We start from the raw sequence: 5494 nt of genomic DNA, 5'->3' as shown, positions 1-5494 counted from the left end.
CGCGGAATGAATGTAAGCCAAAAGAAAACCAAAGTTACCGCCGCGACAGATGGGTTTGATTTCCTCGGCTGGCACTTCAAAGTCCAGAAAAACGGAAAGTTTAGATGTAGTCCCTCAGTGGATAACTTCAAAGCTTTTCGTAAGAAAGTAAAACACATCGTCAACAACTCGAACTATGGTGCTACCACAAAGGCTGAGAAATTAGCCCCGGTAGTTAGAGGCTGGAGAAATTACCACAAGTTCTGCAAGATGGACGGTTCCAAGAACTCCTTGTACCGCATCCAAAAAAGAGCTTTTAAGGTATTCAACAAGGAAACCAAACAAAACAGCCACTCTAGCAAGAAACTACTAGACAAGGCATTCCCAGCAGTTTCCTACTCCGAAAATAAACACGTCATGATCAAAGGAGTAAAATCCCCCTATGACGGAGATACTGCCTACTGGAGTGAACGTAACAGTAAACTCTACGACGGTGAAACCTCTAAAGCTATGAAAAAGCAAAGCCATAAATGTGCATCCTGCGGCTTAAAGTTCATCGATGAGGAACGGGTTCACCTGCATCACATCGACGGAAATCATGCCAACTGGAAGAAAAATAATCTTGAAGCGATTCACGAGAGTTGCCACGATTACAAGCACATGAGCAAAAGCGCAAGCTAAGAACATCGGAAGCTGGGTGCGGTGAAAGTCGCACGCCCAGATTTAACTGAGAGGTGCGGGAGATAATACTCCCCATCGACTCAACCAGACTCTATATATTAGAAAGTGGGCATGATACTCACTTTGCTAAATCTGTATTAGCCGCGATCGCAACTCTTACTCCAGAACAACTATATTCTCCGATTACACTACAGCCTACTCCAGGGACGACAGATGAAAGTGTCTTATTCTGTCGTGTATGGGTTGGGTCGGAATTAGTCATGGCATCCTACAACGAGGAAACGACCTGGCGCGAGGTCAGTAAACAGGCAATTGCTGTAACAAAAGCTGCGGCAGAAATGGTGTTCTAACTTGTTGTAAACAGGGCTTGAGAGATTGTAGTTATAAGTGACTCAAGCTTTGTCTACAGCTAATACATGCTGTCTACTAGTTTGCCAATAACAAGAAATGACAACAACAATCGTTCACCCCAGTATCGAAAACTTACAGCAGTTTTCTGACTCGTTCGACATTGAGAAATTATTGCAATCTGACGGGAGCATCCCAAATGTGCAAAAACACAGAAAGAAAAATTATTCGCGATTAATTCTCGCGAATAATGTGGGGACTCAATTTTGTGGTTCTTCCTCTTCTTGCTCAGACCCAGAACTAATATCGAGCAAGGAATCATCCAAAACATGAATTATTCTTTGTAACTCATCCCAAACAGAACGTCTAAAAACAGACATTACAGCATTAATATGTTCACTAGTCCCAGCTTTACCTAAATGTTTGTATTTACTCAGTTTTGATGATGTTAAACATGGAAAGTATGGAGTATTAGCTTGTAATTTGTAATACCAATATTTCTTCAAATTTTGTCGGACTTGGTAGCGCGCTACCCAAGCACCTTGTGGAGCAAGCTCACCCTGTCTTAATATCTGTGCTTGTTGTTTCTCTAAGGCTGTAATTGCCTTTTTAATTCGCTCAAAACGAGCTATTTTGTCTTTTTCAGTATCGTCGGTTCTTGGTCTGGGCATACAAAGACACATCAATCTATTCGCGATAATAACTCGCGAAGGGAAAGACTGTGAGAGTTTATACGATTGATTTTAGAATTCAAAAAGCGGGGGCAAGGAAGCCATTTAAGTAGGCACAACGCAAACACAGCATCTGTGGTAAGTTTTCATACTTCCATTGCGCTCCCACTATTTGTAGACGCTTATCTATTTGTTTGACAGCTGACTCTACGGCTCCAGAACCAATCGAGCTTAATTGTTCTGCCTGAAAATACATATAATTTACCAACCTGGACGCGTGTTTACGTAGATAGTTGATAAACTGGTTTGCACCCACATATTTACAGTTGTTAAGTTTAGTGATTGCTGACTCTACCTGTCCGTGCCAAAGTTCGGCTTCAATGTCCACCAAAAATTTTTTAGTGGCTTGTATTTTATACAGGTTTTCTTTTAAATGATACCAGTCTAAAATTTCTTGACGAATATTGGAGTCGGCTATTTCTGAAAATAGATTCCAAATGCCGTCATGTCCATCTCCCAAGCAGTAAAGAGTTTTACCGATGTTTTGACTATTGATCCAATTAGTGAGTCCGAGATTATCCTGAAAGAATGCTCCGTAATATATCCCCTGCAATCTTCCTGTTTTATACTCTTTCCAGTAGGCAGACTTACCTTTCTCTTGAGACCGTAACCGTACTTTTCCCCCATCCAAACATACCTCTGTTAATTTCTGTTTGACGTTTGGAGGGGATGTATCCACCTTCTGGACTTGGCGATGATAGGTACTATGTCCTACTTCTATTCCGGTCATCACCTTTAAGTCTTTTTCTGCATCTTGGAATGAAACGTTTGCTGCCAGTAATAAACAGCACTTTTCTAGCAGTGGGCTAAATCGCCTATATGGTTCTATTCCCAAACGCAATGCTTGAAGTCTTGTGATGATTATTTTACCGACACAACTTCTTATGGTTCGGCTGCGTCCTCTGGTCGTTCCAGTCTTTTCTCCGACAAAAAAAAGGCAATTTTTGGGCTTACGTGTTCCAGTACCTGATCTCGAACGGCTGTTTCGATTCCTTCAAAGGTTTCGATTTTCGATGGTGGCGTGTTTTTATACAGAATTTTGGCGATAGCTTTTACGTGAGCATCCAACTGTTTTTTATCTTCTGGGGTCATTGTCCTTGATCTTGGGATTGAACACAAATAATTCTCTCGAATTCTTGTGTTGATGTACAGTCCCCCATTTATTCGCGAGTCATAGTCGCGAATAAACTGGTCTTTTCACTCTCTTTTTGCAAAATTGGGATGCTCCCGATAAAAAGTATCTTCATAATCAGAGATTAGGTCTTATTAAAATAAAAAATTCAAGAATAATTTGTAAATACTTTCTCTATTTTGTTTTTAATTCATGGTTGATTAGAACATCTGTTTCCGCTACAGCAAGTGGAACTAAGGTTAAACATACTTCACCCCAAAAAATTTGTGATTTAATAATTCCGATTCCACCCCTCCCAGAACAACGTAAAATCGCCGATATTCTCAGCACTTGGGATAAAGCGATCGCACTCCTAGAGCAACTCATCACCGCCAAGCGTAAGCTAAAGCAGGGGCTTATGCAGCAGCTATTGACGAGGAAGAAGCGGTTTAAGGAGTTTGAGGGTAGTGAGTGTTCTATAGTCAAACTTTCAGAGGTTGCAACAATTAGACGAGGAGCATCACCACGTCCTATTCAAGACCCGAAATGGTTTGCAGAAACAGGGCGGGGTTGGGTTCGTATTAAAGATGTTACAGCTTCAAACACATATCTAACTCAAACTTCTCAATATCTTTCTAACTTGGCTGTCGAAAAAAGTGTAAAAGTTGATCCGGGCGACCTAATCATGTCCATTTGTGCAACTATCGGAATTCCGCGAATTGTAGGTATACCTGCTTGTATTCATGATGGATTTGTTGTTTTTCGTGGCTTTGAAAAGCAAATTGATAAATTCTTTTTGTATCACTACATAAATTTTATAAGCTCTAGAATTTCTGATAGTGGTCAACCGGGTACTCAAAAAAATATAAACACTACAATTGTTGGAAATATTGAAGTTCCGAAATTCTCACTCGAAGAACAACAAAAAATCGCCTCTACCCTCTCCGCAGCAGATGCTGAAATCTCAAACCTAGAAAAACAACTCGCCGCCTACAAACAACAAAAACGCGGATTAATGCAGCAACTATTAACAGGTAAAAAACGAGTCAAAATAGATGAACCCCAGATGCAGAAAGTATAATAAAATTATCCTCCACTTAACCCCCGCATGACTCTCAGCGAAATTTTATCTACAGTTAACCAACTATCACATCAAGATAAACTACGGCTAATCCACTTTCTCCTGTTAGCAGTTGCCAAAGAAGAAGGATGTAGCCTAGAAACAAGTGACGCAGAGAATATACTTTTAAATCAACTCGCCTCAACCAATGCTACAGTCTGGTCGCCTCAAGCAGATAATAGTTCAATTCAAGCCTTATCAGACCTGTTAGCAACAGCAAAAGAACAGTCCAATGCTTGACGGTCAGCGTTTTCCCTTCACAGAGCGAACCGATAGTTTTGGGCGAGTCAGCACCATGCCCTATTTGCCATTGACTCTTAGTAATGGTAATAAATCCTTAGAAGTCATGGCATTACTAGATACAGGTGCAAGTGTAAATGTTCTGCCATATCAAATTGGGTTAGAACTAGGAGCAGTTTGGGAAGAACAAACCGTACCAATAACCTTAAGCGGGAATCTGGCTGAGAACGAAGCACGGGGGTTAGTTGTATCGGGTAAAGTTGCTAACTTTTCGCCTCTCTTGCTGGCATTTGCTTGGACTCAATCAAGAAATGCGCCTATAATTCTTGGACACATGAACTTTTTTGCAGAATTCAATGTGTGTTTTTATCGCCATGAATTAGCTTTTGAAGTTTGTCCTAGAAAAGTAGGGGATAAATAATTGACAAACGATTGGCTAGAAAATATCATCTCCCAACTTCCTGCCCTTGCCTTGCTGCAAAACATGGGCTATGAATATCTCACACCACAGTCAGCCCTAGCCAAACGTGGGGGAAAGCGTTCCAAGATTGTCCTAGAAGAAATCCTCACAGTCCAACTTCGCAAACTAAATAAAATTCAACACCAGGGACAAACTCACCCCTTCAGTGAAGTCAATATTCAAAAAGCAGTAGAAGCCATCAGCCAGTTCCCCTACGATGCACTTTATACCACCAGTCAAGAACTTTACGACCTGCTCACCCTCGGTAAGAGCTTAGAGCAAATCATTGACGGTGATAAAAAAAGTTACCCCCTGCAATACATCGACTGGCACAACCCAGCCAATAATGTTTACCACATCAGCGACGAATTTGAGATAGAACGCCGCAACAGTACCCAAACCCGTCGCCCTGATTTAGTGCTATTTGTTAATGGCATTCCTCTAGTAGTAATTGAATGTAAACGCCCCGATTTAAAAGACGCATTAAACGAAGCCATCAGTCAACAACTGCGGAATCATCGGGCTGAGAATATTCCCCACTTTTTTTGTTTAACTCAACTGCTGCTAGTCGCATCACAAAACGCCGCCCAATACGGAACAACTGCCACAGATAAAGAATTTTGGGCAGTCTGGAAAGAAGAAGCAGCAGCACAATTAGACCAACAACTTCATACACTAGTAAATAGACCTCTTGCAGAATTGATTTTGTGTTATAATGATTGGTTTTCTTAATCTGAATGGGGTGAGATAACTAAAAAGATTGATGCCTGGGGTATTTATAGCGATAGTTGTAATCGCGGAACGTCTGACAGAAAAAACATCAC

Annotated in this window: 8 protein-coding genes; 6 read left to right on the top strand and 2 right to left on the bottom strand. The window is 41.0% G+C overall.

Features of this window, described 5'->3' with window-relative positions:
• Both H6G26_RS37940 and H6G26_RS37935 read left to right on the top strand, forming a co-directional pair.
• A partial coding sequence (locus H6G26_RS37940) for a group II intron maturase-specific domain-containing protein (RefSeq protein ID WP_277883961.1) occupies positions 1-660 on the top strand: 660 nt, incomplete at its 5' end.
• A gap of 53 nt (positions 661-713) precedes the next feature.
• On the top strand, positions 714-1010 hold the full coding sequence (locus tag H6G26_RS37935) for a hypothetical protein (RefSeq protein ID WP_242054260.1): 297 nt from the start codon (positions 714-716) through the stop codon (positions 1008-1010).
• A gap of 258 nt (positions 1011-1268) precedes the next feature.
• Here the strand turns inward: H6G26_RS37935 and H6G26_RS37930 are convergent, their stop codons facing one another.
• A complete protein-coding gene (locus H6G26_RS37930) occupies positions 1269-1679 on the bottom strand; it encodes a transposase (RefSeq protein WP_190736822.1) in 411 nt (136 codons plus the stop codon).
• Between the two features lie 79 nt (positions 1680-1758).
• A protein-coding gene (locus H6G26_RS37925) for an ISKra4 family transposase (RefSeq protein ID WP_242054258.1) occupies positions 1759-2831 on the bottom strand; the annotation gives its coding sequence in 2 pieces (ribosomal slippage) (positions 1759-2673 and positions 2676-2831; 1071 coding nt in all).
• A gap of 116 nt (positions 2832-2947) precedes the next feature.
• Here H6G26_RS37925 and H6G26_RS37920 point away from each other — a divergent pair.
• From H6G26_RS37920 to H6G26_RS37905, 4 genes are read left to right on the top strand one after another with little or no spacing between them, the layout of a single operon-like run.
• A complete protein-coding gene (locus H6G26_RS37920) occupies positions 2948-3931 on the top strand; it encodes a restriction endonuclease subunit S (protein WP_190736818.1) in 984 nt (327 codons plus the stop codon).
• A 27-nt stretch (positions 3932-3958) separates the two neighbouring features.
• Positions 3959-4210, top strand: a complete 252-nt coding sequence (locus H6G26_RS37915) for a hypothetical protein (RefSeq protein WP_190736816.1) — start codon at positions 3959-3961, stop codon at positions 4208-4210.
• On the top strand, positions 4203-4631 hold the full coding sequence (locus H6G26_RS37910) for a hypothetical protein (RefSeq protein WP_190736814.1): 429 nt from the start codon (positions 4203-4205) through the stop codon (positions 4629-4631). The genes H6G26_RS37915 and H6G26_RS37910 overlap by 8 nt, the downstream gene beginning before the upstream one ends.
• A complete protein-coding gene (locus H6G26_RS37905) occupies positions 4632-5402 on the top strand; it encodes a type I restriction endonuclease (RefSeq protein WP_199327264.1) in 771 nt (256 codons plus the stop codon). It begins immediately after the preceding gene.
• Positions 5403-5494 lie beyond the last annotated feature (92 nt).

The organism is Nostoc sp. FACHB-888, assembly GCF_014696655.1.
Taxonomy (GTDB): Bacteria; Cyanobacteriota; Cyanobacteriia; order Cyanobacteriales; family Nostocaceae; genus Nostoc.
This window is presented reverse-complemented; position numbering and strand designations above follow the sequence as displayed.

Excerpts from the sequence above, each read along its gene's own strand:
- H6G26_RS37915 (WP_190736816.1), top strand. The coding sequence starts at position 3,959 with ATGACTCTCAGCGAAATTTTATCTACAGTTAACCAACTATCACATCAA.
- H6G26_RS37930 (WP_190736822.1), bottom strand. The coding sequence starts at position 1,679 with ATGCCCAGACCAAGAACCGACGATACTGAAAAAGACAAAATAGCTCGT.
- H6G26_RS37910 (WP_190736814.1), top strand. The coding sequence starts at position 4,203 with ATGCTTGACGGTCAGCGTTTTCCCTTCACAGAGCGAACCGATAGTTTT.